The 26,898-nt window shown below is 69.1% G+C and carries 26 protein-coding genes; 17 read left to right on the top strand and 9 right to left on the bottom strand.

Annotation, left to right across the window (positions count from 1 at the left end):
* Positions 1-24 precede the first annotated feature (24 nt).
* Complete coding sequence (locus tag ACZ5CM_RS12530; RefSeq protein WP_464639108.1) at positions 25-588, bottom strand: TlpA family protein disulfide reductase; 564 nt, start codon at positions 586-588, stop codon at positions 25-27.
* A gap of 22 nt (positions 589-610) precedes the next feature.
* Here ACZ5CM_RS12530 and argH point away from each other — a divergent pair, with 22 nt between their 5' ends.
* The 4 genes from argH to ACZ5CM_RS12510 all read left to right on the top strand — a co-directional run bounded on the left by argH (position 611) and on the right by ACZ5CM_RS12510 (position 6,436).
* Positions 611-2,002 carry an argininosuccinate lyase gene (argH, locus tag ACZ5CM_RS12525; RefSeq protein ID WP_464639107.1) on the top strand — a complete coding sequence of 464 codons (1,392 nt, stop codon included), beginning with the start codon at positions 611-613 and terminating at the stop codon, positions 2,000-2,002.
* Between the two features lie 127 nt (positions 2,003-2,129).
* Positions 2,130-2,447 carry a DUF2834 domain-containing protein gene (locus ACZ5CM_RS12520; protein WP_464639106.1) on the top strand — a complete coding sequence of 106 codons (318 nt, stop codon included), beginning with the start codon at positions 2,130-2,132 and terminating at the stop codon, positions 2,445-2,447.
* 77 nt (positions 2,448-2,524) lie between these two features.
* Positions 2,525-3,790 (top strand): diaminopimelate decarboxylase, encoded by a 1,266-nt coding sequence (lysA, locus tag ACZ5CM_RS12515; RefSeq protein WP_464639105.1) that lies wholly within the window; start codon positions 2,525-2,527, stop codon positions 3,788-3,790.
* A gap of 57 nt (positions 3,791-3,847) precedes the next feature.
* Positions 3,848-6,436, top strand: coding sequence for a TIGR02302 family protein (locus ACZ5CM_RS12510; protein WP_464639104.1), 2,589 nt, complete (start codon positions 3,848-3,850; stop codon positions 6,434-6,436).
* Positions 6,437-6,571: 135 nt separating this feature from the next.
* Here ACZ5CM_RS12510 and ACZ5CM_RS12505 read toward each other — a convergent pair whose 3' ends face one another.
* On the bottom strand, positions 6,572-7,342 hold the full coding sequence (locus ACZ5CM_RS12505) for a zinc-ribbon domain-containing protein (RefSeq protein ID WP_464639103.1): 771 nt from the start codon (positions 7,340-7,342) through the stop codon (positions 6,572-6,574).
* 186 nt (positions 7,343-7,528) lie between these two features.
* Here ACZ5CM_RS12505 and ACZ5CM_RS12500 point away from each other — a divergent pair, with 186 nt between their 5' ends.
* From ACZ5CM_RS12500 to ACZ5CM_RS12490, 3 genes are read left to right on the top strand one after another with little or no spacing between them, the layout of a single operon-like run.
* Positions 7,529-8,206: a cell division ATP-binding protein FtsE gene (locus ACZ5CM_RS12500; RefSeq protein WP_464639102.1), complete on the top strand. Its 678-nt coding sequence runs from the start codon at positions 7,529-7,531 to the stop codon at positions 8,204-8,206.
* Positions 8,203-9,102 (top strand): cell division protein FtsX, encoded by a 900-nt coding sequence (locus tag ACZ5CM_RS12495; RefSeq protein WP_464639101.1) that lies wholly within the window; start codon positions 8,203-8,205, stop codon positions 9,100-9,102. The genes ACZ5CM_RS12500 and ACZ5CM_RS12495 overlap by 4 nt, the downstream gene beginning before the upstream one ends.
* A 13-nt stretch (positions 9,103-9,115) precedes the next feature.
* Complete coding sequence (locus tag ACZ5CM_RS12490) at positions 9,116-9,889, top strand: lysophospholipid acyltransferase family protein (protein WP_464639100.1); 774 nt, start codon at positions 9,116-9,118, stop codon at positions 9,887-9,889.
* Here the strand turns inward: ACZ5CM_RS12490 and truA are convergent.
* Positions 9,865-10,632, bottom strand: coding sequence for a tRNA pseudouridine(38-40) synthase TruA (truA, locus tag ACZ5CM_RS12485; protein ID WP_464639099.1), 768 nt, complete (start codon positions 10,630-10,632; stop codon positions 9,865-9,867). The genes ACZ5CM_RS12490 and truA overlap by 25 nt on opposite strands.
* Before the next feature lie 226 nt (positions 10,633-10,858).
* Here truA and ACZ5CM_RS12480 point away from each other — a divergent pair, with 226 nt between their 5' ends.
* Genes ACZ5CM_RS12480 through ACZ5CM_RS12465 form a run of 4 tightly spaced genes read left to right on the top strand, consistent with a single transcriptional unit; the run spans position 10,859 to position 14,568 of the window.
* Positions 10,859-12,241: a YcjX family GTP-binding protein gene (locus ACZ5CM_RS12480; protein WP_464642596.1), complete on the top strand. Its 1,383-nt coding sequence runs from the start codon at positions 10,859-10,861 to the stop codon at positions 12,239-12,241.
* Positions 12,238-12,687 (top strand): N-acetyltransferase family protein, encoded by a 450-nt coding sequence (locus ACZ5CM_RS12475; protein ID WP_464639098.1) that lies wholly within the window; start codon positions 12,238-12,240, stop codon positions 12,685-12,687. The genes ACZ5CM_RS12480 and ACZ5CM_RS12475 overlap by 4 nt, the downstream gene beginning before the upstream one ends.
* Positions 12,684-13,712: a YcjF family protein gene (locus ACZ5CM_RS12470; RefSeq protein WP_464639097.1), complete on the top strand. Its 1,029-nt coding sequence runs from the start codon at positions 12,684-12,686 to the stop codon at positions 13,710-13,712. The genes ACZ5CM_RS12475 and ACZ5CM_RS12470 overlap by 4 nt, the downstream gene beginning before the upstream one ends.
* Before the next feature lie 25 nt (positions 13,713-13,737).
* Positions 13,738-14,568 carry an SAM-dependent methyltransferase gene (locus ACZ5CM_RS12465; protein ID WP_464639096.1) on the top strand — a complete coding sequence of 277 codons (831 nt, stop codon included), beginning with the start codon at positions 13,738-13,740 and terminating at the stop codon, positions 14,566-14,568.
* A gap of 35 nt (positions 14,569-14,603) precedes the next feature.
* Here ACZ5CM_RS12465 and ACZ5CM_RS12460 read toward each other — a convergent pair whose 3' ends face one another.
* Positions 14,604-15,191 carry a hypothetical protein gene (locus tag ACZ5CM_RS12460; RefSeq protein WP_464639095.1) on the bottom strand — a complete coding sequence of 196 codons (588 nt, stop codon included), beginning with the start codon at positions 15,189-15,191 and terminating at the stop codon, positions 14,604-14,606.
* Between the two features lie 265 nt (positions 15,192-15,456).
* On the opposite strand from ACZ5CM_RS12460, the gene ileS reads away from it, so the two are divergent.
* The 3 genes from ileS (at position 15,457) to ACZ5CM_RS12445 (ending at position 19,973) form a co-directional block, all read left to right on the top strand.
* Positions 15,457-18,384, top strand: a complete 2,928-nt coding sequence (gene ileS / locus ACZ5CM_RS12455) for an isoleucine--tRNA ligase (RefSeq protein ID WP_464639094.1) — start codon at positions 15,457-15,459, stop codon at positions 18,382-18,384.
* A gap of 152 nt (positions 18,385-18,536) precedes the next feature.
* Positions 18,537-19,373 carry an EamA family transporter gene (locus ACZ5CM_RS12450; RefSeq protein WP_464639093.1) on the top strand — a complete coding sequence of 279 codons (837 nt, stop codon included), beginning with the start codon at positions 18,537-18,539 and terminating at the stop codon, positions 19,371-19,373.
* A 132-nt stretch (positions 19,374-19,505) separates the two neighbouring features.
* Positions 19,506-19,973: a hypothetical protein gene (locus ACZ5CM_RS12445; RefSeq protein WP_464639092.1), complete on the top strand. Its 468-nt coding sequence runs from the start codon at positions 19,506-19,508 to the stop codon at positions 19,971-19,973.
* On the opposite strand, the gene ACZ5CM_RS12440 is transcribed toward ACZ5CM_RS12445, so the two are convergent.
* The 4 genes from ACZ5CM_RS12440 to ACZ5CM_RS12425 all read right to left on the bottom strand — a co-directional run bounded on the left by ACZ5CM_RS12440 (position 19,958) and on the right by ACZ5CM_RS12425 (position 22,693).
* Positions 19,958-20,677 (bottom strand): CDP-alcohol phosphatidyltransferase family protein, encoded by a 720-nt coding sequence (locus ACZ5CM_RS12440; RefSeq protein ID WP_464639091.1) that lies wholly within the window; start codon positions 20,675-20,677, stop codon positions 19,958-19,960. The two genes, ACZ5CM_RS12445 and ACZ5CM_RS12440, sit on opposite strands and share 16 nt — an antisense overlap.
* A 124-nt stretch (positions 20,678-20,801) precedes the next feature.
* Positions 20,802-21,881: a 5-(carboxyamino)imidazole ribonucleotide synthase gene (locus ACZ5CM_RS12435; RefSeq protein ID WP_464639090.1), complete on the bottom strand. Its 1,080-nt coding sequence runs from the start codon at positions 21,879-21,881 to the stop codon at positions 20,802-20,804.
* Positions 21,871-22,362, bottom strand: a complete 492-nt coding sequence (gene purE / locus ACZ5CM_RS12430) for a 5-(carboxyamino)imidazole ribonucleotide mutase (protein WP_464639089.1) — start codon at positions 22,360-22,362, stop codon at positions 21,871-21,873. Before purE ends, ACZ5CM_RS12435 begins: the two co-directional genes overlap by 11 nt.
* 106 nt (positions 22,363-22,468) lie before the next feature.
* The gene (locus tag ACZ5CM_RS12425) at positions 22,469-22,693 is read right to left on the bottom strand and encodes a YdcH family protein (protein WP_464639088.1); all 225 of its coding nucleotides are present in this window, start codon (positions 22,691-22,693) and stop codon (positions 22,469-22,471) included.
* A 163-nt stretch (positions 22,694-22,856) separates the two neighbouring features.
* Between ACZ5CM_RS12425 and ACZ5CM_RS12420 the strand changes: the two genes are divergently transcribed.
* From ACZ5CM_RS12420 to ACZ5CM_RS12410, 3 genes are all read left to right on the top strand, one after another.
* Positions 22,857-23,270 carry an Hsp20 family protein gene (locus tag ACZ5CM_RS12420; protein WP_464639087.1) on the top strand — a complete coding sequence of 138 codons (414 nt, stop codon included), beginning with the start codon at positions 22,857-22,859 and terminating at the stop codon, positions 23,268-23,270.
* Positions 23,271-23,273: 3 nt separating this feature from the next.
* Complete coding sequence (locus ACZ5CM_RS12415) at positions 23,274-23,498, top strand: DUF1150 family protein (protein ID WP_464639086.1); 225 nt, start codon at positions 23,274-23,276, stop codon at positions 23,496-23,498.
* A gap of 135 nt (positions 23,499-23,633) precedes the next feature.
* Complete coding sequence (locus tag ACZ5CM_RS12410; protein ID WP_464639085.1) at positions 23,634-24,503, top strand: glycosyltransferase family 10 domain-containing protein; 870 nt, start codon at positions 23,634-23,636, stop codon at positions 24,501-24,503.
* Between the two features lie 117 nt (positions 24,504-24,620).
* On the opposite strand, the gene ACZ5CM_RS12405 is transcribed toward ACZ5CM_RS12410, so the two are convergent.
* Positions 24,621-26,828, bottom strand: a complete 2,208-nt coding sequence (locus ACZ5CM_RS12405; protein WP_464639084.1) for a primosomal protein N' — start codon at positions 26,826-26,828, stop codon at positions 24,621-24,623.
* Positions 26,829-26,898: the final 70 nt, after the last annotated feature.

The following is a 26,898-nucleotide window of genomic DNA, read 5'->3' as shown; positions in this document are numbered from 1 at the left end:
GCGGCAGGGGGAAGGGGTCGGGGCCTATTCGTGTGCGATCAGGGCGCGGACGATGGCTCGTGCGCTGTCGGATTCCCAGTCTGCCTCGCCCATGAGGCGGGCGATCTCGCGCCCCTTGGGGTCGATGATCACCGTTGCCGGCAGGCCGAGCACGCCCATCTTCCGGGCAAGGGCCATCTTCGGATCGGTATGGCCGGGCAGGTTGGTCACGTTGATCTGTTCGAAGAACTTTCGGATTGCGGTCGGCCGGTTGCGTCCCGTCGCCAGGGTGACGACCTCGAAGCGGTCGCCGCCGAATTCGTCCTGCAGCGCGGCCAGCATCGGCATTTCCTTGCGGCAGGGGGCGCACCAGGTGGCCCAGAAGTTCAGCAGCACGTATTTGCCCCGGAACATGGCCAGCGTGGCGCTGCCCGCCCCGTTTTCCAGCATGAAGGGGGTGTCGGGGACGGGGGTTGGCCGGTCGAGGAATTCCAGCTTGCGCATGTCGCCGTCGGCCAGCGCCCGCAGCGCGGCGATATCGGCGGCGGCGGCCGCGTTTGCACCCAGCGCGAGGGCCAGATAAAGGAGAGCGGAACGGATCAGGCGCATTTTTCCTCCAGAGGGGCACGACATGGCAGACCAGACCTCGAACCGCATGTGGGGCGGCCGCTTCGCCGCGGGGCCGGACGCGATCATGGAGGCGATCAACGCCTCGATCGGGTTCGACCGGCGGCTGGCGGCGCAGGACATTGCCGGCTCGCGGGCCCATGCCGCCATGCTGGCGGCCACGGGCATCATCAGCGATAGCGATGCCGAGGCCATAGATAAAGGGCTTGTCGCGGTCCTGGGCGAGATCGAGTCGGGCGATTTTGCCTTTTCGACGGCGCTGGAGGACATTCACATGAATGTCGAGGCGCGGCTGAAGGAGATCATCGGCGAACCGGCCGGCCGTCTGCACACCGCGCGTTCGCGCAACGACCAGGTGGCCACCGATTTCCGGCTGTGGGTGCGCGAGCAGCTGGACGCGGCGGCGGCGGGACTCGAGGCCCTGATGCGGGCGCTGCTGGCGCAGGCCGAGGCCGGCGCCGACTGGGTGATGCCGGGCTTCACCCATCTGCAGGTGGCGCAGCCGGTGACCTGGGGGCACCACATGATGGCCTATGTGGAGATGTTCTCGCGCGATCTGTCGCGGATGCGCGATGCGCGGGCGCGGATGAACGAATGTCCCCTGGGCGCGGCGGCGCTGGCCGGCACCTCGTTCCCGATCGACCGGGAGATGACCGCGAAGGCGCTGGGCTTCGATCGGCCCTGTGCCAACTCGCTCGATGCGGTCAGCGACCGCGATTTCGCGCTGGAGTTCCTCTCGGTAGCCGGCATCTGCGCCATGCACCTGTCGCGGCTGGCCGAAGAGCTGGTGATCTGGTCCTCGGCCCAGTTCCGCTTCGTCACCCTGTCCGACCGCTTCTCCACCGGCTCGTCGATCATGCCGCAGAAGAAGAACCCCGACGCGGCCGAGCTGATCCGCGCCAAGATCGGGCGCATCTTCGGGGCCAACGTGGCGCTGATGATGGTGATGAAGGGGCTGCCGCTGGCCTATTCCAAGGACATGCAGGAAGACAAGGAACAGGTCTTCGACGCCGCCGACAACCTGATGCTGGCGCTGGCGGCGATGGAGGGCATGGTGCGCGACATGACCGCCAATCGCGATGCCCTGGCGGCGGCCGCGGGCAGCGGGTTTTCCACCGCCACCGATCTTGCCGACTGGCTGGTGCGGGTGTTGGGCCTGCCCTTCCGCGAGGCCCATCACGTCACCGGCGCGCTGGTAGCGATGGCCGAGAAGGCGGGCTGCGACCTGCCCGATCTGGGCCTGGACGAGATGCGCTCGGTCCATCCCGGGATCACCGAAGATGTCTACAATGTGCTCGGCGTGGAAAATTCGGTAAACTCGCGCACATCCTACGGCGGCACCGCGCCGGCGCAGGTGCGGGCGCAGATCGCAGGCTGGAAGGAGCGGATCGGATGATGCGACGGGTGGTTCTGTCCCTTGCCCTTCTGTCGGCGCTTGCGGCCTGCGGCGCCGATGGCGAACCGGTGCCGCCGTCGCGGGCGGCGCCCTCGCCGCTGGCGGCCGGGTTCTGAGCGCCCGCCCCATGTCGGCGCTGCGCGCGGCATATCTCCTTCTGGCCCTGTGGGGGGCGGTGCAGCCGGGGCTGCTCATGGCCACCTGGCTGCGCGACAACGGCCCCGATCCGCAGGCGCTGCTCGCGGCCTGGATGGCGGGTGCGGCGAGCGGCGCGCTGTTCTGGCAGCTGGTGGTCGCATCGGCGGCGCTGGCGCTGTGGATCCTGGCCGAGGTTGCGGTGCGGCGCAACTGGGAGGCGCTGCTGGCCATTCCCGCCACCGCCCTGCTGGGGATCGGCTGTGGGCTGCCGCTCTATCTGTTCCTGCGCAGCCGGCCGGTGCGCTGAGACCGCCCGACCCCGCCCGGCAGCGGAGGGGCGGATTTACGATTGAACCATGCGCGGGTTTCTGTCTAATCGCGCGCATGGACCATTTCATCTACCGAGACGGCCGGCTGTACGCCGAGGACGTGCCCGTGGCCGAAATCGCGGCGGCGGTGGGCACACCGTTCTATGTCTATTCGACGGCCACGCTTCTGCGCCACTACGCGCTGTTCGAAGAGGCGCTGGAAGGCACCGATCACCTGATCTGCTATGCGGTGAAGGCGGCCAGCAACCAGGCGATCCTGACCACCCTGTCGCGCGCCGGCGCCGGCATGGACGTGGTTTCCGAGGGCGAATACCGGCGTGCCCGCGCCGCCGGCGTGCCGGGCGAGCGGATCGTGTTCTCCGGCGTCGGCAAGACCGCGGACGAGATTCGTACCGCGCTTTCGGGCGGCATCCGCCAGTTCAACGTGGAATCCGAACCCGAGATGGAGGTCGTGAACGCGGTGGCACTGGATCTGGGCAAGGTGGCGCCGGTTGCCTTCCGGGTGAACCCGGACGTGGATGCGCGCACCCATGCCAAGATCTCCACCGGCAAGGCGGAAAACAAGTTCGGCATCCCGATTGCGCGCGCGCGCGAGGTCTATGCCCGTGCGGCGGCCCTGCCGGGGCTGGAGGTGATCGGCATCGACATGCATATCGGCAGCCAGCTGACCGATCTCGAACCCTTCCGGCTGGCCTACGAGAAGATGGCCGCTCTGGCCGAAACCCTGCGCGCCGATGGCCACGACATTCGCCGCCTCGATCTCGGCGGGGGCCTGGGCATCCCCTATGCCCGGTCGAACGAGGTACCGCCCCTGCCGCGTGAATACGGCGCCATGGTCCGCCGCGTGCTTGGCCATCTGGGCTGCGAAATCGTGATCGAGCCGGGCCGGCTGATCGTCGGCAATGCCGGGCTGATGGTGACCCGCACCATCTATGTCAAGCGGGGCGAGGGGCGCGATTTCGTCATCGTGGACGCGGCGATGAATGACCTTGTCCGTCCGGCCATGTATGACGCCCATCACGACATCATCCCGGTCGAGGAGCCGGCGCCGGGTGCCGAAAAACACGCCTACGACATCGTCGGCCCGGTCTGCGAAACCGGCGACACCTTCGCCCGGGCGCGCGCCATGGCGCCGATTTCCGCCGGCGACCTTCTCGCCTTTCGCGGGGCGGGGGCCTACGGCGCGGTGATGGCCAGCGAATACAACACCCGCCCCCTCGTCCCCGAGGTGATGGTGAAGGGGGATCAATTCGCGGTTATCCGCCGACGCCCGAGCTTTGACGAAATCCTCAAACGCGATACCATCCCCGAATGGCTCTGACGCAATCCCGCGCGGGGCCGCGAAACTGCGCCCCGTGACCGGAAGGAGACCGCGCCATTGACCGCCCCGACGCCCGGCCCTGAAACCCTGCTGCGCCGTCTGCGCTGGCCGCTGGCGGCAACCTTGGCCGGGATGGTGGCGGAACGCGCGCTGCGCGCGTTCTGGCCGTTCTTCACCGTGGTCATGGCGGTACTGGCGGCGCTCATGCTGGGGGTGCAGGACGCGCTGCCGCAGGGGGGAGTGTGGATCATCGGAGCTGCCAGCATTCTGGCGGCGCTGGTGGCGCTGGTTTTCGCGGCACTGCGGTTTCGCTGGCCCGGCCGGGACGAGGTTCTGGCGCGCCTGGATACGACCGCGCCGGGGCACCCGATCAGCGCGGTGCTGGACCGGCAGGCGATCGGGGCGCGGGATGCGGCCAGCCGGGCAGTCTGGGCGGCCCACCAGGAGCGCATGGCCGCCCGCGCCAAACGGCTCCGCCCGCCCCGGCCCGATCTGCGCATCGCCCGGCTCGACCCTTACGCGCTGCGCTATTCGGCGATGCTGGCGCTGGCGGTGGCGCTGCTGTTCGGCTCGGTCTGGCGGGTGGGCTCGGTGGTCGATCTGGCGCCGGGCGGCGCGGCGGTGGCCGGCGGCCCGTCCTGGGAGGGCTGGCTGGAGCCGCCCCGCTATACCGGCCTGCCGACGATCTACCTGGCCGATGTCAAGCCCGGCGCCCCTCTGCGCGCGCCGAAGGGCAGCCGCGTCCTGCTGCGCCTTTACGGCGATCCGGGCGCGCTGGCGGTGACCGAAACCGTCTCGGGCGAGGCGGCGCCGCAGGCCGAGGGTCCGCAGGTCGAACGCGACCTGACCGTGAACCGCGACGGCATCCTGCGCATCGACGGGCCGGGGGGGCGCGAATGGGCGGTGGAGATGATCCCCGACACGCCTCCGGCCGTGACGGTTGCCGGCAAGGCCGAGCTGCGCCCGGGGGGGGCGATGACGCTGCCGTTCACGGCGCTGGACGATTACGGGATCGTATCGGGGCGGGCCACCATCGCGCTGGACCTGGCGGCGGTGGAGCGCCGGCACGGGCTGGCCGCCGAACCCGACCCGCGCGACCCCGTGACCGTCGATCTGCCGCTTCCCGTCATCGGCGACCGCTCGGCGTTCGAGGAGGCGTTGGTCGAGGATTTCTCGAAACACCCCTGGGCCAACCTGCCGGTGACGATCACCCTGACGGTGCGCGACGGTGCCGGGCAGGAGGGGCGCTCGGACTCCTTGTCGGTCCCCCTGCCGGCGCGGCGCTTCTTCGACCCGCTGGCGGCGGCGGTGGCCGAGCAGCGCCGCGACCTGCTGTGGGCGCGTGCCAACGCGCCGCGGGTGGCGCAGATCCTGCGGGCGGTCTCGAACCGCCCCGACGACATCTTCCGCAAGGAAACCGATTACCTGCGGCTGCGGTTCATCGTGCGGCAGCTGGAAGGCTACGCCCGCGCCGGCCTGACGCCGCAGCAGCAGGACGAGATCGCCGAGGCGCTGTGGAACCTTGCCGTGGCACTGGAAGAGGGTGACCTCAGCGACGCCCTGGAACGGATGCGCCGCGCGCAGGAGCGGCTTTCGCAGGCGATGAAGAACGGGGCCAGCGATGCCGAGATCGCCGAGCTGATGCAGGAGCTGCGCCGCGCCACCGACGATTACCTGCGGCAGTTGTCGCGCCAAGCACAGGAAAACGGCGAGAACGGGCAGCAGCCGCAGGGCGACAGCCTGCAGATGAGTCAGGACGACCTGCAGCGGATGATGGACCGCATCCAGGAGCTGATGGAACAGGGGCGCATGGCCGAGGCGCAGGAGGCGCTGCGCGAGTTCCAGCAGATGATGGAAAACATGCGGGTGACGCAGGGACAGGGCCGTTCCGGCCGGTCCGACGGGCAGCGGGCGCTGGACGATCTGGCCGAAACCCTGCGCCGTCAGCAGGGGCTGAGCGATCAGGCCTTCCGCGACCTGCAGGAACGGTTCGATCCTGATGCCCGTTCGGGGCAAGGCAATCGCAATCAGGGCGACCGGCAGCGCGGGGAAGGCCCCGAAGGCCGTGAGGGCCGCGGCCAGGGCCAGGATCAGGGGCAAGCGCCCCGGGGCGGCGGACCGGACGGCGGCGAAGGGTCCCTGGCCGATCGCCAGCAGGCCTTGCGCGAGGAATTGCGCCGCCAGCAGCAGGGGTTGCCGGGGGCGGGAACCCCCGAGGGCGACGCCGCCCGCGAATCGCTCGACCGGGCCGGGCGGGCGATGAAACGGGCCGAGGATGCGCTGCGCGAGGACGACCTGGCCGGCGCGCTCGATCGTCAGTCCGAAGCGATGGAGGCGTTGCGGGAGGGCATGCGGTCCCTGGGCGAGGCTCTGGCTCAGGCCCGGCGCGACCGGCAGGGGCAGGGCAGCAGCGAACGCGCCATGGGCGGGCAGGAGCGCGACCCGCTGGGGCGTCGTACGGGCAACAGCGGAGTTGCGGGAACCGAGCAGGATCTGCTGAACGGAGAGGATGTCTATCGCCGGGCGCGCGAACTTCTCGACGAGATCCGCCGCCGTTCGGGCGATGCAGAGCGCCCCCGGATCGAACGCGACTACCTGCGCCGGCTGCTGGATCGGTTCGGAGAGCGGCAGGGCAACGCGCCCTGATCCGGCGGTTCACACGCGACGGGAAACAGGGGCGGGTGCATGCCCTCTGCCGCACATTGCGTCGAATTCCGTCAGACGCGACATGTTCCGGTCGGTCGGGGCCGTGCGCTGGGGGGACTGCCGCCGGCGCGGCGCTCAGGGTTCGGCCCTGGGCAGCAGCGCGTTGGCCTGATCCTCCAGCCAGACGCGTGCCTGATCCACTAGGCCGGTATAGGCGGACAGCACCGGATCGAGCGCGGGCACCGCCGCCGAGATTGCCTCGGACTTGGCATAGACCACCGCTAGGGCCGCCGCTATTGCCAGCGCAACGGCGAAGCCGCGCAGGAAGCCGCTTTTTTCCGGGGCTTCGGGTTCGAATGCCTCTTCGCGCAGAAACGGGCCGATCTCGGTTCCGGGGGTGCGTTCCTCGCCGGGGCGGAGGGAAGAATTGATCTCCTCGATATCCGGCAGAAGATCGCGCCGCGAACCGGCATCCGCGGCCGCCCCGACCGTGTCTTCGCCCCGGATCCGGGCCATGCGCTCGCGTGCCTCGCGGCGGCGGCGTTCGTCCATTCCGTCACCGGCTTCCAGGCCCAGATCGGGCTGGGATTCCAGCGGTTGCCCTTCCTGCTCCCGCGCGCGCAGGCGGGCTTCGCGTTCGGCCTCTTCACGGAGAATCTCGGAAATGCCGGGGTCGATTTCCCGGCGCGCAGCGGCGGGGCGGCCGGCCGCGGTGCCGCCTTGTTCATGCGGAAAATCCCCCCCCGGCGGCGGGGCCTGCAAGGTTTCGGCAAGTTCGGGGTGATCGGGATGCACCTGATACCAGGTGTGACCGCAGTTCGAACATTGAACATCCCGCCCCTCGGGCGGGATCACTTCGTCCGGCACCTCATACTCGGCGTCACAGTTCGGACAAATGAGCCGCATTCTGCCTCCTCAAACCGGGCGCCTTGCGCCGGTCGAATTTTTTCCGGGATGATATGTGTTCGGCTTCGGAACGCAAAGAAGGATTTTTCCAGCATCGGGTATCGGCCCAAGGTTGCGTCAAATCTGCAGGCATTGCAACGGGCAGGATGCTGGGGCACAAGGTGGCGTGAGCGTCGGGAGGCAGCCGTGATCGAGCTGGACAATGTGGGATACAGCTATGGCGGAGGCGAATTGCTGCGCGAGGTCACGCTGCGCCTTGCGCCGGGTTCGTTCCATTTCCTGACCGGGCCTTCGGGGTCGGGCAAGACGACGCTGATCCGGCTGTGCTATGGTGCGCTGCATCCCGCCTCGGGACAGGTGCGGGTGTTCGATACCGATCTGCGCCGGCTCGACCGCGACCAGATGGCGCTGATGCGGCGGCGGATCGGCGTCGTGCATCAGGACTGCCGTTTTCTCGACCACCTTCCCGTGGCCGACAACATCGCCCTGCCGCTGATCGTGTCGGGGCGGGACGTGGGGGCGGAGGCGGGCAATCTCGCCGAGCTGATGAAATGGGTCGGGCTGGGGGCGCGGGCCGACGCGTTGCCGCCCGAGCTGTCGGGCGGCGAACGCCAGCGTGCGGCACTGGCGCGGGCCGTCATCATGTCGCCGGACGTGATCCTGGCGGACGAACCCACCGGCAATGTGGACTGGGAGATGTCGCAGCGCCTTCTGCGGCTGCTGGTCGAACTCAACCGGATGGGCAAGACGGTGCTGATCGCCAGCCACGACCTGGGCCTGATCCGCGCCGCCAAGAGCCAGGTTCAGGCGCGGGTGCTGCGGATCTCGGATCGGCGGGTGCAGCTCGCGGGGGCGGATCTGTGAAGCGCGGGGCCATACGGACGGTCCTTCTGGGCGATGCTCAGGCTGGGCGGCTGGTGCCGCCCAGCGGGCAGACCGCGCATCTGACCCTGTTCGTGGCCGGTGCCATGGCCTTTCTTGCCGTCTTTGCCCTGGCGCTGTCCCTGGCCGCGGGGCGGTTGGCCGATCGCTGGGCCGAGGAGCTGGCCCGCAGCGCCACCCTGAGGATCAGCGCGCCGGCCGACCAGATGGCGGCCCAGACCGAAGCGGCGCTGAAGATCCTGCGTCAGACCCCCGGCGTCGCCCGTGCCAGGGCGCTGAGCCGCGAAGAGCAGGCCGCGCTTCTGGCGCCGTGGTTCGGAGCCGGGCTGTCGCTTGAGGACCTGCCGGTTCCGCAGCTGATCGAGATCACCGCGGCCGAGACGGGATATGACGAGGCGGGATTGCGGCTGCGGTTGCAGGCGGCGGTGCCGGGGGCGGTGCTGGACGATCATTCCCGCTGGCGGCGGCCGCTGGTCAGGGCCGCGCACAGCCTGCGCCGGCTGGGCTGGATCTCGGTGCTGCTGATCGGGGGCGCCACCGCGGCGATGATTACCCTTGCGGCCAATGCGGCGCTGGCCGCGAACGCGCAGGTGATCGAGGTGCTGCGCCTCGTGGGCGCCCGCGACGGCTATATCGCCGGCGCCTTCATGCGCCGTTTCACCCTGCGGGCGCTGATCGGGTCGGCGGTCGGGACCGGGCTGGGCATGATCGGGGTCATGGCTCTGCCCGAGGCCTCGGCCGAGGGCGGGTTTCTCACCGGTCTGGGCTTTCAGGGGGCGGGCTGGCTGTTGCCGCTGGCGATTCCGCCGCTGGGGGCGCTGGTGGCGCTGGCCGCCACCTGGGCCGCCGCCCGGCGCAGGCTGAAGGAGCTGTCTTGAAGGGGCTGTCGTGATGGGCGGAGCGCTACAGTGGCTGCGGTCGCTGCTTTTCATCATTCAGGTGTATCTGGCCATGGCGGTGCTGGGCATCGGGTTTGCGCCCTGGGCGCTGGTATCGCGCCGCGGTGCGCTGGTGGCGTGCAAGCTGTATTGCCGCTGGGCGATGTGGACGGCGCGCTGGATGGTGGGCATCCGCTGCGAGATCCGCGGCGCGGTGCCGCAGGGCGAGGTGATGATTGCGGCCAAGCATCAGTCGTTCCTCGACATCCTCATGATCTTCGACGCGGTGCCCCGGCCCAAGTTCATCATGAAGCGCGAACTTCTCTGGACCCCGTTCATCGGGCTTTACGCGAAGCGGTTGGGCTGCATCCCCGTCGATCGCGGCAAGCGGGGCAAGGCACTGGCCAGGCTGGTGCGGGACGTGGCCGAGGAGTTCAAGGAGCCCGGCCAGCTCATCATCTACCCGCAGGGGACGCGGGTGCCTCCGGGCCAGTACCGCCCCTACAAGGTCGGGCCGGCAATCCTTTACCATCACCTCGGCCAGACCTGCGTGCCGGCGGCCACGAATGTCGGTCTGTTCTGGCCGAAGAAGGGCGTGATGCTGCGCCCCGGTGTTGCGGTGGTCGAATTCCTCGACCCGATCGCGCCGGGCATGGACCGCAAAGCCTTCATGGCCGAGATCGAGCAGCGGATCGAAGGGCGCTCGAACGAGCTGATGCGCGAGGCGGGGTTCGATCCCGGGCCGGGGGCGCCGGGGGGCGCTCAGGCGAAGGGATCCTCGGGGTAGCGCACCCGCGCCAGGTAGAGGCCATGAGGCGGGCAGACCGGGCCGCAGGCGGCGCGGTCGCGTGCCTGGAGTGCGGCGCGCACGTCGTCGGGGCTCCATGCGCCGGCACCGACGCGCTCCAGCGTGCCAATGAAGCTGCGCACCTGGTTGTGCAGGAACGAGCGGGCGCGGACGTGGAAATGCACCTCCGGCCCGGAGAGCCCCTCGGCCGGTTCGATCCGCAGCTCGTCCAGCGTCTTGACCGGGCTGGCCGCCTGGCAGATCGACGAGCGGAATGTGGTGAAGTCGTGGTGCCCGACGAGATGCGCCGCCGCCGCGCGCATGGCGGCGATGTCGAGCTGGTGTTTCACCTGCCAGACCAGCCCGTTTTCGACCGTGGCCGGCGCCCGGCGGATCAGGATGCGGAACAGGTATTGCCGTTCGACTGCCGAGAAGCGGGCGTGCCAGTCGTCATCCACCCGTGCGGCGGCGGTGATGGCGACAGGGAGGGGCTTGAGATGGTGGTTGAGGGCTTCGCTCAGGCGGAAGGGATCCCATTCGCGTTGCAGCTCGCAATGCGCGACCTGTCCCAATGCGTGAACGCCCGCATCGGTGCGACCGGCGGCGGCGATGGTATGGGGGCCGGGCTCCAGCCGCACCAGCGCGTCTTCGATCGCCGCCTGCACCGATGGGCGGTCCTTCTGTCTTTGCCAGCCGGCGAAGGGGGCGCCGAGATATTCGACTTTCAGGGCGTAGCGGGGCATGGGCGGGCTGGTAGCGCGGGCGGGTCGGCGGGGCAAGGGTGGATGCGCGGGCGAGGGGGCTGTCTGCCCCCTCTTGGCCCGTTCCGGGCCAATTCACCCCCGAGAGTATTTCGGGCAAGAGGAAGCGGGCAAGGTGCTGGCATGTGGGGCGGATCGCTTCTATCCTTGGGGCAGGCGGGATGATCGGGGTGCGGTGCAGGTGATTTCTTCGTTGGCGGACGGGGTCATGCGCGGGGTGGAAGCCGCCGGCGAGCGGGTTTCACAGGCCCTGTTCGAGCCGGTGATCCGGCTTGGCGTGACCGGGCTGGCGCGGTCGGGGAAGACGGTGTTCATCACCTCTCTGGTGGCCAATCTGATCGATCGCGGGCGGATGCACGGGCTGGCGGCGGCGCGGGAGGGGCGGATCGAGGCGGCGTTTCTTCAGCCCCAGCCCGACGACACGGTGGCGCGTTTCGATTACGAGGGGAATCTTGCCGCGCTGACCGGCGCCGATCCCCACTGGCCCGCGAGCACCCGGGCGGTGAGCGAGCTGCGTCTTTCGCTGCGGGTGCGACCGGCGGGGTTCCTGGCCGGGTTGTCGGGGCCGCGCAGCGTGCATCTGGATATTGTCGATTATCCCGGCGAGTGGTTGCTGGATCTGGTGCTGCTGGAGCGGGATTACGAGGGGTGGGCGGCGGACGTGCTGGCCCGGTTCGAGGGGCGGGATTTTGCCCGGGATTTCGTGGCGCGCGCCTGTGCTGCGGATCCGGGTGCCGACCATGACGAGGCGCTGGCGCAGGATCTGGCCCGGCGGTTTGCCGGGGTGCTGCGCGATGCCCGCGCGCGGGGCTGGCACGACTGCACGCCGGGCCGGTTCCTGCTGCCAGGCGATCTGGAGGGATCGCCGGTCCTGACCTTTGCGCCGCTGCCGGCGGCGGGGCGGTTGCGGCGCGGCTCTCTGGGGCGCGAGATGGCGCGCCGGTTCGAGGCCTACAAGAACCTCGTGGTCAAGCCGTTCTTCCGGGACCATTTCTCGCGCATCGACCGGCAGGTGGTGCTGGTCGATGTTCTGGGCGCCATTCATGACGGCCCGGCGGCGGTCGAGGACATGCGCCGGGCAATGGCGGGGATTCTGGGCGCCTTCCGGCCGGGGCGAAACGGCGTGCTGGCGCGGCTGCTGCATGGCAGGCGGGTGGAGCGGATCCTGTTTGCAGCCACCAAGGCGGATCATCTGCATCATGTCCAGCATCCGCGGCTCAGCGCGATCATGGAGGCGCTGACCCGTGACGCGCGCGAGCGGGCCCGCTTTGCCGGGGCCGAAACCGCCGGCATGGCCATTGCCGCGCTGCGGGTCACCACCGAGGAGATGCGCCGCCATGACGGGCGCGATCTGCCCTGCGTGCGGGGGCGCCTGGCCGGCGGGCGCGCGGCGGCGTTCTATCCGGGCGAGCTGCCCGAGGATCCCTCGCAGCTTCTGGGGCCGGCGCGGGCCGGGGCCGAGGCGTGGCTGGATGCCGAGTTTCAGGCCATGCGTTTCGAGCCGGCCCCGCTGACGCTGCGCCCCGGCGACGGCCCGCCACATATCCGGCTGGACCGGGCGGCCGAATTCCTGATCGGAGACCGGCTGTGACCGTCGAGCTGCGCCCCGCCAGGCCCACCGATGCCGGCGTCATTGCCGAGATCCTGTGGCGGTTCCAGCAGGAAACCGAGTGGATGCCCAAGCTCCACTCGGGCGCCGAATACGTGGCGTTCTGCGGCGCGATGATCGATTGCGGCTGGGTCACGGTGGCCTGTGTCGAGGGGCGGGTCCAGGGCTTTCTGGCCCGCGACGGGGCCGAGATCTGCGCGCTTTACGTGGCGCCCTGGGCCACGCGGGCGCGGATCGGGGCGCGGCTGCTGGATTTCGCCAAGGCGCGGGCGACGCGGCTGACGCTGAGGGTGTTCGAGGCCAACGCGCGCGCGCAGCGGTTCTATCTGCGCCACGGTTTCGTCGAGGTCGCCCGTGGCGACGGGGCCGATGTGGAGGAAAACCTGCCCTACATATCCTTCGTCTGGACCAGGGAGGAGCGGAAATGACCCGGGGCCCGATCCTTTTCGATGTCGGGGACAAGGACGCGCCGCATCCGTCGGTGGCCGATGCCCCGCCGGTTCCCGACCCCGGCGGAGCGGTGCCCTCCGGCGTGGCGGTGCAGCGGGCGGTGCATGCGGCCGGGCGGGCGCCGTCGCGGCTGGCGCGGTGGTTCTGGGGGCTGACGGCGGCGGTGATCGGGGCGGCGGTTTCCGTGGCCGCGTGGGATTTCGCCACCGGCCTCGTGCAGCGTGCGCCGGTGCTGGGCTGGATCGTGGGGGGGCTGCTGGTCGCGCTGGCGCTTGTGGTCCTGGCCATCCTTGTGCGCGAGGGGGCGGCGATTGCCCGGCTGGGGCGCATCGACGGGCTGCGCCGGGCGGCGGTGCAGGCGCTGGCGGCGCAGGATCTGGAAGCGGCCCGGGCGGTGGCGCGGCGGCTGGCGGCCTTCTACCGCGCCCGGGCCGAGACCCGCCGGGGTGCGGTGCGGCTGGAACAGCGCGTGGACGAGCAGTTCGAGGCCGACGCCCTGCTGGGGCTGGCCGAGGACGAGATCCTGGCGCCGCTCGACGCACGCGCCCTGCGCGAGGTGGAGGCGGCGGCACGCCAGGTGGCGACGGTCACGGCGCTGGTGCCGCTGGCGCTGGCGGATGTGGCCACCGCGCTGCTGGCCAGCCTGCGCATGATCCGGCGCGTGGCCGAGATCTATGGCGGGCGCTCGGGCCTGATCGGCAGCTGGCGGTTGACCCGCGCGGTGTTTGCCCATCTGGTGGCCACGGGGGCGGTCGCCGTGGGCGACGATCTGCTGGAACCGGTCCTGGGCGGGTCGATCCTGTCGAAGCTGTCGCGCCGCTTCGGCGAGGGGCTGGTCAATGGCGCGCTGTCGGCCCGCGTCGGCGTGGCGGCGATGGAGGTCTGCCGGCCGCTGCCGTTCTCGCCCCGTCATCGGCCCTCGGTCCGGGCGATCGTGGGCCGGGCGCTGGGCGGGCTGGTTCCGGGGCGGGGCGAAAGGCGGGATGTTTCAGAGGCGCCGTGACAGAGGATGAAGGGGAGGACAGGCCATGCCCGACAGCCGGGACGTTGCCGATCATTACACCAGCGGGTCGCTGCTGAAGAAGATCGAGGAAGGGCTGCGCGCGGCCGGCGCCGGGCGGCCGGTGCCGTTGGAGCTGCTGGCGGCGGTGGACGAACTGCACATCGGCGGGCGTGCGGCAACGGAGCTGCTGCTGGAGAGTCTCGGCTTGCGCGAGGGGCAGCGGGTTCTGGATGTCGGCTGCGGCATCGGGGGACCGGCGCGGTTTGCGGCACATGACTGCAAGGTCGAGGTGGTCGGCCTCGACCTCACCGCCGAGTTCGTCGAAACCGGCCGGGCGCTGACGGCGATGGCCGGGCTGAGCGACCGGGTGAGGCTGGTGCAGGGCAGCGCGCTGGAGCTGCCTTTCGGGGCGGGGGAATTCGATGCGGCGTGGATGATCCATGTCGGCATGAACATCGCCGACAAGCACCGCCTCGTGGCCGAACTGGCCCGCGTGCTCGCGCCCGGTGCGCGCCTTGCCATCTTCGACGTGATGAAGGTCGGACCGGGCGATATCGACTACCCCGTGCCGTGGGCGCAGGGGCCACGGCAAAGCGCGCTGGCCGCACCGGCGGTCTATCGCGAGGCGATCGCCGCGGCGGGGCTGGAGTTGCTGTCCGAGACCGACCGCACCGCCTTTGCCGAGGCCTTCTTCGCGCGCCGGGCCGCCGCGGCCGCTGGCGGCGAAGGGCCGCCGCCGCTGGGGCCGCACCTGGTGCTGGGCGCGGATGCGGGGCAGAAGATGGGCAACGTGGTCGCCAATCTGCGGGCGGGCAGGATCGCCCCGGTCCAGATGATTGCGCGCAAGCCCGGCTGACCTGCCGCGGCGGGGGGTGTCCCGGGGCGGGGCCGCTACGAGCCGTCTTCGCCCTGAAGATCGGCGTTGTTGGCCAGGATGTCGCGCAGGACGGCGGAGTCGTCTTCGTGTTCGACCCGTCCCAGAAGGTCGCGCCGCATGTAATAGGTCAGCACGGCAACCGAGCGCATGATGTCGTCCTGTTCGCGCGCGTCGAAGCGCTCATCCGTGATCGCCTTGTCGAGGCGTTGCAGCACGTCGTTGAAGTGGCGGATGACCAGGGCGCTGCCGATCATCGCCAGCTTGTGGTTGAGGATCCGCAGCTCGGCCAGTTCCGAGGGCTCCATCCGGCCGCGCTCCACCACCTCTCCGACATGTTCGATCAGCGCCTCGTAGATGGTGCTTTTCTGGTTGAGCAGAAGAACCTGGCCCTCCTTGCGCAATTCCAGTTCGGTCTGCTGGTTGAGCAGCAGCGCGGTGATCAGCACCGTGGCGATGGCGCCGATGAAGACCAGCAGAAGTTCCTGCGAAAAGGGAAAATCGCCGGCGATGCCATAGAAGAAGCGAAAGCCCAGATAGCCGGCGACAATGGTGACCAGCAGCAGCACCAGCAGGACGGTCCGGCTTTCCGGCAGTGGTTTCATGTGCGCATTCCCCAAGGCGGACTCGGGGCAAAGTCTTTCCCCCCTTTGCCCGCGGCGCAAGCGAAAAGCGCCGCCTGGGGCACTGGACGTCCCGGTGCCGGGCACCTATAAGGCGCGCCATGACCGGGCCGAGCCTCATCATCATTCGAATTATCTTCCCGGCGCTCTGAAACCTCTCGGGCGCCGGGCAAAGGCGCTGGAAACTTCGCGCCGACCGCTTTTTGATACAACCCGACCACCATCCGACATCCGAAGGACGCGATCCATGTGCGCCGACAGCCCCGACTACAAGGACAGCCTGAACCTGCCGCGAACCGATTTCCCGATGCGCGCCGGTCTGCCCCGGCGCGAACCGGGCTGGCTGGAGCGGTGGGAGCGGATCGGCATCTATGACCGCCTGCGCGAGAAGGGCGCGGCCGAGGGGCGCAAGCCCTTCATCCTGCACGACGGCCCCCCCTATGCCAACGGGCATCTGCATATCGGGCACGCGCTGAACAAGATCCTCAAGGACATGGTGGTGCGCAGCCACCAGATGATGGGGCATGATGCCCGCTATGTGCCCGGCTGGGACTGCCACGGCCTGCCCATCGAATGGAAGATCGAGGAGCAGTATCGCGCGAAGGGCCGCGACAAGGACGAGGTGCCGGTGATCGACTTCCGCCAGGAGTGCCGGAAGTTTGCCGAAGGCTGGATCGACATCCAGCGCGCCGAATTCAAGCGGCTGGGTGTGATCGGCAACTGGGACGATCCCTATCTGACCATGGATTACCACGCCGAGGCGGTGATCGCCGGTGAGTTCATGAAGTTCCTGATGAACGGGGTGCTCTACCAGGGCTCGAAGCCGGTAATGTGGAGCCCGGTGGAAAAGACCGCGCTGGCCGAGGCAGAGGTGGAGTATCACGACCACACCAGCCACACGATCTGGGTCAAGTTCCCGGTGGTGCGGGCGGTCGAGGCGACGGGTGCGCGATCGGATCTGCTGGGGGTGAACGTGGTGATCTGGACCACGACGCCGTGGACGATCCCCTCCAACCGGGCGGTGGCCTTCAACCCCGATCTCGCTTACGGGCTTTACGAGGTCACCGAGGCGCCCGAGGACAACTGGGCGCGCCCGGGCGAACGCTATCTTCTCTCGGACAGGCTGGCCGAAGAGGTGTTCCGGGCCGCCCGCGTCACCGGCTGGACGCGCCTGCGCGACGTCAGCGCCGATCAGCTCGACCTGATGATCTGCGCCCACCCCTTCCGCGGGATCGAAGGCGGGCAGGGCGAATGGGATTACGACGTGCCGATGCTGCCCGGCGCCCATGTCACCGACGAGGCCGGCACCGGCTTCGTCCACACCGCGCCCAGCCACGGCGCCGACGACTTCGTGCTGGGCGTGCGTCACGGGCTGAAGATGACCCACAACGTGACCGAGGACGGCGCCTTCCGCCCCGACCTGCCGCTGTTCGGTGGCCGTTTCATCATCACCCCCAGGGGCAAGGAGGGCGATGCCAACAAGGCGGTGATCGACAAGCTGGCCGAGGTCGGGGCACTGATCGCGCGCGGGCGTATCACCCATTCCTACCCCCATTCCTGGCGCTCCAAGGCGCCGGTGATCTACCGCAACACGCCGCAGTGGTTCGCAGCCATCGACCGCGAGGTGGGCGACGGGCAGGACGATTACGGCCGGACGATCCGCGAACGCGCGCTCACCTCCATCGACAGGCTGGTCAGGTTCACCCCGCCATCGGGGCGCAACCGGCTGCATGCGATGATCGAGGCCCGCCCCGACTGGGTGCTGAGCCGCCAGCGCGCCTGGGGCGTGCCGCTGACCTGCTTCGTGAAGAAGGGCGTGGCACCCGATGACGCCGATTTCCTGCTGAAAAACCCCGAGGTCAACGCCCGCATCATCGCCGCCTTCGAGGCCGAGGGCGCCGATGCCTGGTATGCCGAAGGGGCGAAGGAGCGCTTCCTCGCCGGCATCGTCGATCCGGACGATTTCGAACAGATCTTCGACATCCTCGACGTGTGGTTCGATTCGGGCTCGACCCATGCCTTCGTGCTGCGCGACCGCCCCGACGGCAGCCCCGACGGCATCGCCGACCTCTACCTGGAAGGCACCGACCAGCATCGCGGCTGGTTCCACTCCTCGCTGCTGCAGGCCTGCGGCACGAAGGGGCGCGCGCCCTACCGGGGCGTGCTGACCCACGGCTTCACGCTGGACGAAAAGGGCATGAAGATGTCCAAGTCGGTGGGCAACACCGTCGCCCCCGAGCAGGTGATCAAACAGTATGGCGCCGACATCCTGCGGCTGTGGGTGGCCCAGTCCGACTACACGGCAGACCTGCGCATCGGGCCCGAGATCCTCAAGGGCGTGGCCGACAGCTACCGGCGGCTGCGCAACACCATGCGTTTCATGCTGGGCTCTCTGGCCGATTTCGCGCCGGCCGACCGCACCGATCCGACCCGCATGCCGCCGCTGGAGCGCTGGGTGCTTCACCGGCTGGCCGAACTGGACGGCCATGTGCGCGAAGGCTATGCCCGCTACGACTACCAGGGCGTGTTCCAGGCCCTGTTCAACTTCTGCACCGTGGACCTGTCCGCCTTCTACTTCGACGTCCGCAAGGATGTGCTCTATTGCGACGGCGACACGCTGCGGCGGCGCTCGGCGCGCACGGTGCTGGACCTGCTGTTTCACCGCCTCACCACCTGGCTGGCACCGCTTCTGGTGTTTACCATGGAGGAGGTGTGGCTGGCGCGCTATCCGGGAGAGGACAGCTCGGTGCACCTTCAGGACTTCCCCGAAACCCCGTCCGGCTGGCGCGACGACGCGCTGGCCGAAACCGTGGCCCGGGTGCGCCGGGTGCGCCGGGTGGTGACGGCGGCGCTCGAGGTGCAGCGGCGCGACAAGGTGATCGGCTCCAGCCTCGAGGCGGCGCCGGTGGTGCATGTGGAGGATGGCAATCTGATGGCGCTCCTGCGCGGCATCGACCTGGACGAGCTGTGCATCACCTCGGGCCTGGTGCTCAGCGCCGACCCTATCCCGGCCGAGGCCTTCCGCCTGCCCGAGATCCCCGGCGTCGGTGTCGTGTTCGAGAAGGCCGAAGGCGAAAAATGCCTGCGCTGCTGGAAGTTCCTGCCCGATGTCGGAACCCATGCGCATCCCGGCGTCTGCCGGCGCTGCGACGAGGCGCTGGGCGGCACCCGATGATGACCCCCGGTCTTCTTCCCGGTCCTTTTCTGGCCGGAAATATCCCGGGGGTCCGGGGGCAGCGCCCCCGGCGCGGCCGTGCAGATGCCCGTGACGGCGGCGAGGAAGGCGGAACCGCCGGGAATGCGGCTGCCGGTCCGCCACCCTGACCCATGAGCGCGACGGTCTTTTTCGCGGTCCTTCTGGCGGCCCTGCTGCACGCGGGCTGGAACGCGCTGGTCAAGACCGGCACCAGCAAGCAGACGGCCATGCTGATCCTGACGCTCGGGCATGCGCTGATCGGAGTGGTGGTGGTTTCCACCCGATCCTTTCCCGCCGCGCAGGTCTGGCCCTGGCTGGCCGCCTCGGGCGCGATTCACATGGCCTATCAGCTGTTTCTGGCCTATGCCTACGAACAGGGCGACCTCAGCCGGGTCTATCCGATCGCCCGCGGCGCGGCGCCGATGATCGTGACGCTGGTCAGCGTGGCGGTCCTGCCGGACCCGGTTTCTCCGACCGAATATCTGGGCATCTTCGTGCTGGGCCTGGGCATCCTGACCATGTCGATGGGTGCGTTCAGGTCGGGAGAATCGCGCCGTCTCGTGCCGCTGGCGCTGGGCTCGGCGGTGGCGACGGCGGGCTATACGCTGACCGACGGGGTGGGCGCGCGCATCTCGGGCGATGCGGTGGCCTATGTGGGCTGGCTTCTGATCCTGTCGGCCGTCTTCTACACCCCGGTTCTGGTGGGGTTGCGCGGCAGTGTCGTGCTTCGGGCCAGCCCGCGCGCCTGGGGGGTGGGACTGTTGGCCGCAACCGCATCCTACGCCGCCTATGCCATGGTCGTCTGGGCCATGACGCAGGCCCCCATCGCCCTGGTGGCTGCGCTGCGCGAGACATCGATCCTGTTCGCGGTGCTGATCGGGTGGCTGGTTTTCGGCGATCGGATGGACCGGGGCAAGGCGCTTGCCGCCGGGCTGATCGTGGTTGGCGTGGTGCTGACCCGGCTGTAGATCGGGGCCCCGCCCGTGGCCCGGCGGCGTCATGTCGCCGGTTCGGGCCTGCGCATGCGCAAAATCGGTTGTGTTCCGGGCATTCGCGGCCCACGCTGGATGTCGGAAAGAGAAAAGGGACGGAAAAGGACGATGAGCAGCATTCAGGACCGTGCCGCCTTCAAGCTGGCGCTTCGCGACCGGATGATGGCGATCGAGGCCGAGGCGCTTGAGGCGGCCAAGGCGCATCATGACGAACTGCTGCGGGAATCGGTGCTGGACGACCGCGAGGGGCACGACAAGGAGGACGTGGCCGCCTCGCGCGAACACGCCGATCTGGCGGCGGCCTTCGACGGCCCGGTTCTGACCCATCACGCCAAGATCGACGTGCTGGAAAATCTCGACTTTTCGCTCACCGACACGGTGCAGCCCGGGGCAGTGGTGCTGCTGCCCGATCTGAGCTTCGTCGTCGCGGTGGCGACCGAGAAATTCGAAATTGGCGGCCGCACCTTCATGGGGATTTCACCGCAAAGCCCGATCTACAAGGCGATGGAGGGGCTCGGGGCGGGCGACAGCTTTACCCATGCCGGCAAGGAGTACGAGATTCAGGACGTTTTCTGACCTCTTTGCGCAGGGCTGCGTTCGGGGAAGATCTGCTGGACGATGCCGGCAAACAGCAGGTAGAGGCTGGTCACGATCAGCCCCCAATGCGCCCAGCTTTGCGGGTGGAAGTCGACCCAGGCCGCCCAGCCGGCAAAGAAGGTCCAGGCCAGCGCCGCAGGCAGGCTGACGCGCCGCCAGCGCCGGGTGCGCACGGGGTGGATGAATTTCAGCGGCACGAACATGGCGATGGCCAGGACCGTCACCAGCGCCAGGATCACCCAGAAGCTGGGCTTGAGCGCGAAGATCACCAGCACCACCATGTTCCAGCAGCCGGGAAAGCCGGAAAAGGAATTGTCCTTCGTCTTCATCCGGGTATCGGCGAAATACATGGCGCTGGCGAAGGTGATGACGATGATCGCCACCCAGCCGGTCCAGCCATCCATCAGCCCCGACTTGAACAGGGCGAAGGCGGGAATGAACACGTAGGTCAGGTAATCGATGATCAGGTCCAGCAGGTCGCCGTCGAATTCCGGCGCGTATCGCTTGACGTGATGGCGCCGCGCCAGCGGCCCGTCGATGCCGTCCACGAGGAAGGCGACCACCAGCCACAGGAACATCAGGCTCCATTCCCGGTCGGCGGCGGCCAGCATGGCCAGCATGGCAAAGACCGCTCCGGTGGCGGTAAAGAGATGGACGGACAGGGCCCTGAGTTGCGGTGTCATGGAACAGTGATGGAGGAATTCGCCCGCATTGGCAATTGCCGCGCCACCGGCGGATGATGCGCGGCCTGCGTCCGGCACACCCCGGAGCCGTGTGGCCGGGTGGGCCCGGGGCAGGGTGGCCGGCTCATCCCCGCAGGGGTGCGACCCGGTTCACATGCCCCATCTTGCGCCCCGGGCGGGTTTCGGCCTTTCCGTAAAGATGCAGTGCCACATGCGACTGCCGGGCCAGCTCGGGCACGCGCGCAATGTCGTCACCGATCAGGTTTTCCATCACCACGTCGGCATGGCGCCGGCCGTCGCCCAGCGGCCAGCCGGCGATGGCGCGGATATGCTGCTCGAACTGGTCCACGGCGCAGCCCTGCTGGGTCCAGTGGCCGGAGTTGTGCACGCGCGGGGCGATCTCGTTGACCAGCAGGCCCTGGGCGGTGACGAACAGCTCGACCCCCAGCACGCCCACGTAATTCAGCGCGCCCAGGATACGCGAGGCAATCAGCACCGCATCGCTGCGCTGCGCCGCGGACAGGCGGGCGGGCACGGTGGTGCGGCGCAGGATGCCGCCTTCGTGGACATTCTCGCCCGGGTCGAAGCAGGCGATCTCGCCGCTCATGCCGCGCGCGGCGATGACCGAGATTTCGTGGCTGAAGGGGACAAACCCTTCCAGTATGGCCGGCGCGCCCTCCATTCCGGCCAGGGCGGCGGCCGGGTCGTCGCCGGGGCCGATCCGCACCTGCCCCTTGCCGTCATAGCCGAAGCGGCGGGTTTTGAGCAGCGCCGGGGTGCCGATGCGATCCAGCGCCGCGCGCAGATCGTCGGTGTCGGCAATGTCGGCAAAGGGCGCGGTGCGCAGGCCCAGATCGTTCAGGAAGGTCTTTTCCGTCAGCCGGTCCTGGCTCACGCGCAGGGCCTCGCGCCTGGGCCGCACCGGCACCCGCGCCTCCAGCAGATCGAGCGCCGCGGTGGGGATGTTCTCGAACTCGTAGGTGATGACGTCCACATGTTCGGCAAAATCCGACAGGGCGGCGCTGTCGTCATAGCCGGCGGAGGTTATCCGTTCGGCCACATGGCCCGCGGGCGGGTTCTCGCCCGGCTCGAAGATGTGGCAGCGATAGCCAAGCCGGGCGGCCGCCACCGACAGCATCCGCCCCAGCTGCCCGCCGCCGAGGATGCCGATCACCGATCCGGGGGCAAGCGGCTCAGTCGTCATCGCGGGGCTCCTCGGGGATCGAGGCCGACAGCTCGGCCCTCCATGCTTCCAGCCGCTTTGCCAGCGCCGGATCGGACAGTGCCAGGATCTGCGCCGCCATCAGCCCGGCATTGGCTGCGCCCGCCGCGCCGATGGCCATGGTCGCCACCGGAAAGCCGCGCGGCATCTGCACGATGGAGTAAAGCGAATCCACCCCCGAAAGGGCGCGCGTGAGCACCGGCACGCCGATCACCGGCAGGCGGGTCTTGGAGGCCATCATGCCCGGCAGATGCGCAGCCCCTCCCGCGCCGGCGATGATCACGCGCAGGCCGCGCTCGACCGCCCCGCGCCCGTAATCCCACAGCCGGTCGGGTGTGCGATGGGCGGACACGATTCGCTTCTCGTGGGCGATGCCGAGTTCGTCGAGGATCCGGGCGGCCTCTTTCATGGTGGGCCAGTCCGACTGACTGCCCATGATGATTCCAACGCGGATTTCGGCCATTGCGACTCCCTCGTGCTGAAAGAGCGCGCACTATAGCCGAAACCGGGCGGCGGGCAATGCGGTGATGCGCGCGGATGCGCCCGCGCCGGGAGGGGTGGACACGCCCTCAGGCGATGATGTCGGGGGTCAGTTGATCCTCGATGAAGGCGATGCGGTCCTTCAGGCGAAGTTTCTGTTTCTTCAGGCGCTTGAGCGTGAGCTGATCGGCTGTTCCCTTTTCCTGCAACGCGGCGATCGCTTCGTCGAGATCCCGATGCTGTCGGCGAAAGACCTCCAGCTCGACGCGCAGGACTTCTTCGGTCTTCATGGACATGTCGGTCGGGGCATTCATGGGGCGACTCGGTCTGGTGATGATCGCGTGTGCGCAAGGATACGCCGAACGGGAAAAATCTCCTAGCTCTTGTTAACGCGCGATAATCTTCCCATATTCCGGGCAATGCGGTTGCCGCTTCGGGGCCGCAGCTCAACGTCGCTTTGGCAAAAGGACGAGAAACGTGTCGAAACTTACCCTTGCTTCATACCCGCATCTTCTGGGGTTCGAGCAGCTTGAACGCCTTCTGGAGAGGACGGCCAAGGCCGGCACCGAAGGCTACCCGCCCTACAACATCGAACAGACCTCGGATCATTCCTATCGGATCACGCTGGCCGTGGCCGGTTTCGCCGAGGAGGACCTGTCCATTACCGTCGAGGACCGCCAGCTGGTGATCCGCGGCCGCCAGACGGACGACAGCGAAGGCCGGGTGTTCCTGCATCGCGGGATCGCCGCGCGCCAGTTCCAGCGCGTGTTCGTCCTGGCCGACGGGGTCGAGGTTGGCGAAGCGGTGCTGGAAAACGGGCTTCTGCATGTGGACCTTGCCCTGGCCCGCCCCGAGACGGTGGTGCAGACGATCAAGATCAAGAGGGGGTAAGCGATGAATACGCCTTTCGATTTCAACGATGAAGGCCGCCGGATCGTCTATGTAAAGGCGGTGGACGTTGCCGACCTGCCCGAGAACATCCGGGCCGGCGCCGGCAATCGCGAACATTTCTATGCCGTGCATGACGCGGACGGCCAGCAGCTTGCGCTGGTGGCCGACCGCCGCCTGGCCTTTTTCCTCGCCCGGCAGCACGACTTGGCACCGGTCCCGGTGCATTGATGCAGGGCCGCACCGGCGCCCGGGCGCGAAGGCGGCCCGGTCGGGATGGCATGACCTGAATGCCGTGATCTGGAAACGGGGGCAGAAGACCTGTAGTTCGGCACCAAGGCCAGCCGCGACAGGAGAGCGCCCCCGATGACCACCGGACCCGCGATCGGATTTCTGCCCTATGGAACCCGGCTGGGCCCGGCGCTGGCGCGCATGCCGCTGGAACGTCTCAGCTGGCCTCTGGGGCTGCCATCACGGCTCGAGGGCGGCGTGGTCGGCGATCTCGGCCCAGAGGATCACCTCATCACCCTGCCCAATTCCTCGGTGCATTTCCGCCTGAAACGTGGAAGCCGGGCGCGCTTCTCGCTGGTCTTCGGCGAACCTTCGACCTTTCACGCAAGGCATCTGCGCCTGCTGCGCCTGACGCATCGCCGCTTCTTTCGGGTGCTCAGCTTCAACGAAGACCTGCTGGCCCGGATCCCGAACGGAATCTTCTTCCCCTTCGGCAGCACATGGGTGCCGGAATGGCGCCAGCTCGATCCGCAGAAGACCCGCATGGTGTCTCTGATTGCCTCGGCCAGGCGCGAATCCGAAGGGCACCGGCTGCGCCACGCGGTGGCCGAGCGGCTGCGGCACAGCGGGCAGGACGTGGAGATCCTCGGGCGCGGCTACTGCCCCTTCGCGCGCAAGGCCGAGGGACTGGCACCCTATCGCTATTCGGTGGTGATCGAGAACGTGCGCGAACGCAACTACTTCTCGGAAAAGCTGGTGGACGCGGTGCTGTGCGACACGGTGCCGATCTACTGGGGCTGCCCGAACATCGACCGCTTCGTGGACCCCTCGGGCATGATCCTGTGCGAAAGCGAGGCCGACATCCTCCGGGCGGTCGCAGCGGCCTCCCCTGAAGACTATGCCGCGCGGCTTCCGAAACTGCGGGCAATCCGCGAAACCATGGCGCGCTTTGGCGCGTTCGAACGCCGCGCGGCCGAGGCCGTGCGCGACAGCCTGCCTTCCTGATCCCGGCACCCTTCCTCTTGCCCAAAATACTCCCGCCGGAGGCATCGCGCGCGACCCGCGCGCGATTTCCGACCGCGCCAAGCCCGCCGGCGGAGCCGCAAGGATGGACCGGCAGGGTCAGAAAAAGCTCTGCGGGTCGATATCGACCGCCAGCCGCAAATCGCCACCCAGCCGCACAGGCGCGATCCAGCGCGCTATGGCCTGTTGCAGCGGTGCAGCCCGGTCGGCCCTGACCAGCAGGCGCATACGGTGCCGCCCCCGGATCCGGGCGATCGGTGCCGGGGCGGGGCCGAAAACCTGCGCCCCTATCTGCCGCAGCGGCGCATCGGCGCGCGCCAGGCGATTGCCCAGATCGGAGACTGCGGCCAGGTCGGTTCCCGACAGGATGATGCCGGCCAGGCGCCCGAAGGGCGGCATGCCCGCGGCCCGGCGCGCTTCGGCCTCGGCCTGCCAGAACCCCCTCTCGTCCCCCGACAGGATCGACCGGATCACCGGGTGATCGGGCTGATGGGTCTGCAGCAGCGCCAGCCCCGGCCGCTCCGCCCGCCCCGCCCGGCCCGCCACCTGCCGCATCAGCTGAAAGGTCCGCTCGGCCGCGCGCAGATCCGACCCCTGCAGGCCCAGATCGGCATCCACCACCCCCACCAGCGTCAGCCGCGGAAAATTGTGCCCCTTGGCCACCAGCTGGGTGCCGATCACGATGTCGGCCGCGCCCCGGGCGATTTCCTCGACCCTGGCCTTGAGCGCCCGCGCGCTGGCAAACAGGTCCGAGCTCAGCACCGCCAGCCGTGCTTCGGGAAAGGCTGCCGCGGCCTCTTCGGCCAGCCTCTCGATTCCGGGGCCCACCGGCGCCAGGCGTCCCTCGACTCCGCATGAGGGGCAGCTGTCGGGGATCGGTTGCGTCTGTCCGCACTGGTGGCACATGAGGCGTTTCAGAAAGCGGTGCTCGACCATGCGAGCGTCGCAATGATCGCAGCCGATCTGCCGGCCGCAGGCCCGGCACAGCGTCACGGGCGCATAGCCGCGGCGGTTGATGAACAACAGCGCCTGCTCGCCCCGGCCCAGCCGGTCCTCTACCGCCCGCCTGAGGGTCGGGGAAATCCAGCTGCCGGGCGGCATCTTCTCGGCCCGCATGTCGATCGCGCGCATCTCGGGCAGGATCGCCGGGCCGAAGCGTGCCCCCAGTTCCAGCCGCTCGTATTTTCCGGCCTCGGCATTGCTCCAGCTTTCCAGGCTGGGGGTGGCCGAGGCCAGCACCACCTGCGCGTCGCAGATCGAGGCCCGCAGCACCGCCATGTCGCGGGCGTTGTAGAGCACCCCGTCCTCCTGCTTGTATGAGGCGTCATGTTCCTCGTCCACGACGATCAGGCCCAGATCGCGGAACGGCAGGAACAGGGCCGAGCGGGCGCCCACCACCAGCGGCGCCTTGCCCTGCCCGGCCATGCGCCAGATGCGGCGGCGTTCGGTCATGGTGGCGCCCGAATGCCATTCCGCCGGCCGGGCGCCGAAGCGTTCCTCGACCCGGGCCAGGAACGCGCCGGTCAGGGCGATTTCGGGCATCAGCACCAGCGCCTGCCGCCCGCGGGAGAGGCATTCGGCCACCGCTTCGAGATAGACTTCGGTCTTGCCCGATCCGGTCACCCCCCACAGCAGCGTGGTGCCATAGCGCCCCGAGCGCACCCCTTCGCGCAGGCGCCGGGCCGCTGCCGCCTGATCTTGGGTCAGCGCCTTGCCGGGGCGGGAGGGATCGAGCGCGGGGAAGGGCAGGTCGCGCGGGGCGGCCTCCTCGCGCAGCGCGCCCTGCGCCACCAGCCCCTTGATGACCGAGGGCGTCACCCCCGCCTGCCGGGCCAGCTCGCCCAGGGTGAAGGAAAGGCCGCCGAATTCGTCCAGTACCTCCAGTACCCGGCGGCGGGCATCGGTCATCCGCCCGGGTTGGTGCGGGCCGCGGCGATAGATCTTGCGCATCGACGGCGGATCGCCCAGCCCCGGCGCGCGCGTGGCCAGCCGCAGCATCAGAGGCAGGGGTGTCAGCGTATAGTCCGCCGCCCGTTCGAGAAAGCGGCGCAATTCCTCGCGCATCGGCGCGGCGTCCAGAACCCGGACGATCCGGCGCACCCGCGAGAGGTCGAAATCCCCCTTGCCTGGCCCCCAGACCACGCCGATCACCTTGCGCGGGCCCAGCGGCACCTCGACGAAAGCGCCGAGCGCGCAGCCCCCTTCGGGCGCGCGATAGTCCAGCATGCGGTCCAGAGGCTGGGTGGTCAGCACCGCCACCAGCGCGCCTTCGTCGAAGAAATCCGGGTCTGTCGTCGCCTGCGCCATGTTCCCTGATCCGTCTGGCCGCCCGGGTCCGCGCGCCCCGACCGTTCCCCCGGCCTGCCGTCATCCGGCA

The sequence above is a fragment of the Piezobacter thermophilus genome, assembly GCF_055386745.1.
This window is presented reverse-complemented; position numbering and strand designations above follow the sequence as displayed.

What these genes read in the sequence shown, in the direction of transcription:
- ACZ5CM_RS12530 (WP_464639108.1), bottom strand. Translation starts at nt 588, where the DNA reads ATGCGCCTGATCCGTTCCGCTCTCCTTTATCTGGCCCTCGCGCTGGGT.
- argH (WP_464639107.1), top strand. Translation starts at nt 611, where the DNA reads ATGGCAGACCAGACCTCGAACCGCATGTGGGGCGGCCGCTTCGCCGCG.
- ACZ5CM_RS12520 (WP_464639106.1), top strand. Translation starts at nt 2,130, where the DNA reads ATGTCGGCGCTGCGCGCGGCATATCTCCTTCTGGCCCTGTGGGGGGCG.
- lysA (WP_464639105.1), top strand. Translation starts at nt 2,525, where the DNA reads ATGGACCATTTCATCTACCGAGACGGCCGGCTGTACGCCGAGGACGTG.
- ACZ5CM_RS12505 (WP_464639103.1), bottom strand. Translation starts at nt 7,342, where the DNA reads ATGCGGCTCATTTGTCCGAACTGTGACGCCGAGTATGAGGTGCCGGAC.
- ACZ5CM_RS12490 (WP_464639100.1), top strand. Translation starts at nt 9,116, where the DNA reads ATGGGCGGAGCGCTACAGTGGCTGCGGTCGCTGCTTTTCATCATTCAG.
- truA (WP_464639099.1), bottom strand. Translation starts at nt 10,632, where the DNA reads ATGCCCCGCTACGCCCTGAAAGTCGAATATCTCGGCGCCCCCTTCGCC.
- ACZ5CM_RS12480 (WP_464642596.1), top strand. Translation starts at nt 10,859, where the DNA reads ATGCGCGGGGTGGAAGCCGCCGGCGAGCGGGTTTCACAGGCCCTGTTC.
- ACZ5CM_RS12470 (WP_464639097.1), top strand. Translation starts at nt 12,684, where the DNA reads ATGACCCGGGGCCCGATCCTTTTCGATGTCGGGGACAAGGACGCGCCG.
- ACZ5CM_RS12465 (WP_464639096.1), top strand. Translation starts at nt 13,738, where the DNA reads ATGCCCGACAGCCGGGACGTTGCCGATCATTACACCAGCGGGTCGCTG.
- ACZ5CM_RS12460 (WP_464639095.1), bottom strand. Translation starts at nt 15,191, where the DNA reads ATGAAACCACTGCCGGAAAGCCGGACCGTCCTGCTGGTGCTGCTGCTG.
- ileS (WP_464639094.1), top strand. Translation starts at nt 15,457, where the DNA reads ATGTGCGCCGACAGCCCCGACTACAAGGACAGCCTGAACCTGCCGCGA.
- ACZ5CM_RS12450 (WP_464639093.1), top strand. Translation starts at nt 18,537, where the DNA reads ATGAGCGCGACGGTCTTTTTCGCGGTCCTTCTGGCGGCCCTGCTGCAC.
- ACZ5CM_RS12445 (WP_464639092.1), top strand. Translation starts at nt 19,506, where the DNA reads ATGAGCAGCATTCAGGACCGTGCCGCCTTCAAGCTGGCGCTTCGCGAC.
- ACZ5CM_RS12440 (WP_464639091.1), bottom strand. Translation starts at nt 20,677, where the DNA reads ATGACACCGCAACTCAGGGCCCTGTCCGTCCATCTCTTTACCGCCACC.
- ACZ5CM_RS12435 (WP_464639090.1), bottom strand. Translation starts at nt 21,881, where the DNA reads ATGACGACTGAGCCGCTTGCCCCCGGATCGGTGATCGGCATCCTCGGC.
- purE (WP_464639089.1), bottom strand. Translation starts at nt 22,362, where the DNA reads ATGGCCGAAATCCGCGTTGGAATCATCATGGGCAGTCAGTCGGACTGG.
- ACZ5CM_RS12425 (WP_464639088.1), bottom strand. Translation starts at nt 22,693, where the DNA reads ATGAATGCCCCGACCGACATGTCCATGAAGACCGAAGAAGTCCTGCGC.
- ACZ5CM_RS12415 (WP_464639086.1), top strand. Translation starts at nt 23,274, where the DNA reads ATGAATACGCCTTTCGATTTCAACGATGAAGGCCGCCGGATCGTCTAT.
- ACZ5CM_RS12410 (WP_464639085.1), top strand. Translation starts at nt 23,634, where the DNA reads ATGACCACCGGACCCGCGATCGGATTTCTGCCCTATGGAACCCGGCTG.
- ACZ5CM_RS12405 (WP_464639084.1), bottom strand. Translation starts at nt 26,828, where the DNA reads ATGGCGCAGGCGACGACAGACCCGGATTTCTTCGACGAAGGCGCGCTG.